The 3,417-nt window shown below is 50.2% G+C and carries 2 protein-coding genes; both read right to left on the bottom strand.

Annotated elements, in window-relative coordinates; all coding sequences use genetic code 11:
• Positions 1–818: 818 nt before the first annotated feature.
• Positions 819–2,219, bottom strand: coding sequence for a purine-cytosine permease family protein (locus tag RT340_RS22330; protein WP_313377843.1), 1,401 nt, complete (start codon positions 2,217–2,219; stop codon positions 819–821).
• A 273-nt stretch (positions 2,220–2,492) separates the two neighbouring features.
• Positions 2,493–3,417, bottom strand: a 925-nt coding sequence (locus RT340_RS22325; protein ID WP_313377842.1) for an aldehyde dehydrogenase family protein, incomplete at its 5' end; no start/stop codon positions are given.

The following is a 3,417-nucleotide window of genomic DNA, read 5'->3' as shown; positions in this document are numbered from 1 at the left end:
TCCCTCTCACGCCGTTTGAATAAAAGTGCTGTCTTATGCTTGTTTTTGCGAATAAATATCAGCTCTTTCCTGTGCTGGGTTAATCGCAATCCGGAAGCATGTCTGTACCCCAATATGTTTTTGCCCAATGCGATTACGAGTAAAACATGATGTTCTTAACAGAATCTTAAGAATGCGGTAATAATCCATGTTGCTTAAAGAGAGGTATCTCAATCGGCACGCAATGAGCAGCAAGCTGAAGGACTGGTTTATATTCATATTGCTGCCGGTTTGTGCTGAAAGCGTCATCCATACTTTCTCTGATGCAAATTCTCAACAGGCAGAATCTCAACCTGTCCGACCACCGTTTAAGCAGCGGCTCTTCAGGCGCACTGAAGTCAGACGGTCGGAGACGAAAGATAAAACCCGCGGCACCACTCACAGCAACGAAGAACCAAGTAGTTACAGCATTCAACCCAAAGCCTTAAAAGACTTACCGGCCCTTCGGGCCGGGCAGCGGCCGCTATTCAGTGGGGGCAACCCGGGTGCAGGTTCGGCGCGGGTCCGGGTTGAGAGGGGCGTGTGAGCTGAGGTTCAGCTCAGTGCAGTTTTAAAATGTGACTTATTGTTTGTTGTAACTAATGAATTGCGATCCCCTCACCTGCTGGTGGGCGCTACTTCCAGGTGTGTAGGGTTATTAACGCTACAGGGTTCGCAAACGGATTGAGCATTTTGATGGCGAATAATCAACATCGTTTCAACAGAAAACAACCTAAACAGAGCCCTCATTAAAGAGGGCCTGAATAAAACCATTAATATCAGGAGCCATCGCGCTTAAATCAAGCCTTACTTTTCCGGGTGCTGACCAGACCTGACTCGCTTTTACGATGCAGTAAAGGATACGCGATACTCGTCACCACGAAACTGATAATCCATGAAATATCGACACCCGGAATTAAATTCGCATAGGGACCGGAAAAGAATGCATTTTCAACAAAGGGCACTTGTACTAAGATTCCAGCGAAATAGACCAGCAATGCCTGGGTATTGAGCAATCCATAACGTCCGCCGTCTGCACGAAATATCGCTTCAACGTCATACTTCTGCTGATTGACATAATAAAAATCCAGTAGATTAATCACAATCCATGGAATCAATACCGCAATCAACGCCAGAATCAAATTGATAAAGAAGGAAACAAAGTTCTGTGATGCCGCCAGCGCGACTAACACGCTTCCCACTAATACCAGTGATGAGACCACTAAACGCACTGCGGCACCCGGCGTCCAGTGTGGACGGAACGTCTGCACAGCGGTGATCAGTGATAATACCGCGCCATACAGATTCATTGAGTTGTGGCAGATAATATTGACCAGGAACAGCACCATCAGAATAGGGCCGAGCCAGCCAGTGGCGTGGCGCACTGACATCATCGCATCGCTTGTCGGTGCGATATTGACGGCCATCATACCGAAGATAAAGGCCAGAATGGTACCGCCGCAGGCGCCTAAGTAAGTGGCTATAAACGGGCGTGCAATACCGACATTGGCGGGCAGATAGCGCGAGTAGTCAGAGGTATAGGGAGAGAAACTGATTTGCCATACCGCACCTATGCAGAAAGTGCCAAACCACCCTGCTGCACTCATGCTGCCGCGAGACCAAAAGTCTGCGGGTAAGGGTTGTGACACCATCAGCGCCAGGCCCAAAATCAGCGCCGCACCCATGATCCATGCACCAACTTTATTGATGCGATGGATAAAATGATAACCGACGATACCAATGGCGGTGGCAAGAATAGCGCCAATGACCGTGGCACTGCTTACCGGCATCGACGGAAAGACGTTGTTGATGACTTTACCGGATAGCGAAATATTCGAGATAAAGAACCCGAGATAAATCACCGTCGTAAAGCTAATCACCAGCAGCGAACCGTAGCGACCAAATTGCGCGCGGCTCTGCACCATTTGGGGAATGCCGACTTTGGGCCCTTGCGCAGAAGTTAACGCAAGGAAGATCCCGCCAAACAGATGACCGGCAATAATCGCGGTTAATGCGGAAATAACATTCAGATGAAACGTTTCGGTGGCAATCGCACCGCTGACTACCGCCAACGGTGCAATGTTGGTACAGAACCACAAGGTAAATAAACTGTGCGATTTACCGTGGCGTTCCGATTCCGGGACATAATCCACTGACTTATTTTCTATAATTTGACTCTGACGTGGTTGTGTATTCACCATACCCTCCAATTCTCAAAATGGGATTGTTTTTTAATGTGGGTAAAACCTTCCTCGCGAAAAAAAGCCACAGCCATCCCGACGAATGGTTTTTCGTCTTCTTATTAAAGAATTGGCGGTAAGACTCCCGGTGCTATTTAATGCTTAACAACTGTACCTGTGACGGTCGTCATAAATAACGACGCTGAAAATTCCAACTTTATTTCTGGCAGAGCGCGCATTGATATATGCAAACCAGATTCCCGCAAGGTGCGCATGTCAGCGCACCTTAACCCCTCAGCGCATAATAAAGGGATCGCTAATCGGCTCATCGCTGGTGCGCAGCCAGACGGTTTTCGTGGTGGTGTATTCCAACGCCGCGTCAATGCCGCCTTCTCGACCAAAGCCAGACTTACCGTAGCCGCCAAATGGCGCCAGCGGTGAAACCACGCGATAAGTATTTAGCCAGACCACGCCGCTGCGCAACTTACGCGTGACGCGATGGGCGCGAGTCAGGTTCTGGGTGAATACGCCTGCCGCCAGACCATACTCTGTGCCGTTGGCTAAACGAATCGCGTCGGCTTCATCTTTAAACGTCAGCACCGACAACACCGGACCAAACAACTCCTGCACCACGCTTTCTGCATTCGGTACGGCGCTGCAATCGAGAATGGTGGGCGGATAATAGAAACCAGGGCGATCAACCGGCTGATTGCCGATCACCAGACGCGCGCCCTGCTCGATGCTGCGACTCACTACCTGCTCGATATTGCTTTTCTGCCGCTCGGTACAAAGTGGACCAAACTGCGTCTCCTGCTGTTGCGGGCAGCCAATCACAATCCCGCGCACTTTGCTGGTGAGCTTTTCAATAAAGGCATCTTTTATCTGCTCATCCAGCAACAGACGCGATCCCGCCACACAGCTCTGTCCTGAGGCAGAGAAGATGGCCGCCACCTGCGCATTGGCTGCACTGTCTAAATCGGCATCGGCAAACACGATAAACGGGGATTTCCCGCCTAATTCCAGGGAGGTACTCGCCAGGTTTTCCGCGCTGTTGCGAATGATGTGACGTGCCGTATCTGCGCCACCAGTAAAGGCAATGTGATCAACCAGCGGATGCTGTGTCAGCACCGTGCCACATCCTTCAGCAAATCCGGTGATCACGTTGATCACGCCAGCCGGAAAACCAGCCTCATGCACCAACTCTGCAAAAGCCAGCAGT

Source organism: Pantoea sp. CTOTU50773 (assembly GCF_032082325.1).
GTDB classification, from domain to species: domain Bacteria; phylum Pseudomonadota; class Gammaproteobacteria; order Enterobacterales; family Enterobacteriaceae; genus Pantoea; species Pantoea communis.
Note: the sequence above shows the minus strand (reverse complement) of the source record. Positions and strands in the feature narration are given on the sequence as shown.

Bases quoted from the DNA above. Each gene is read 5' to 3' on its own strand.
- RT340_RS22330 (WP_313377843.1), bottom strand. From the start codon at position 2,219: ATGGTGAATACACAACCACGTCAGAGTCAAATTATAGAAAATAAGTCA.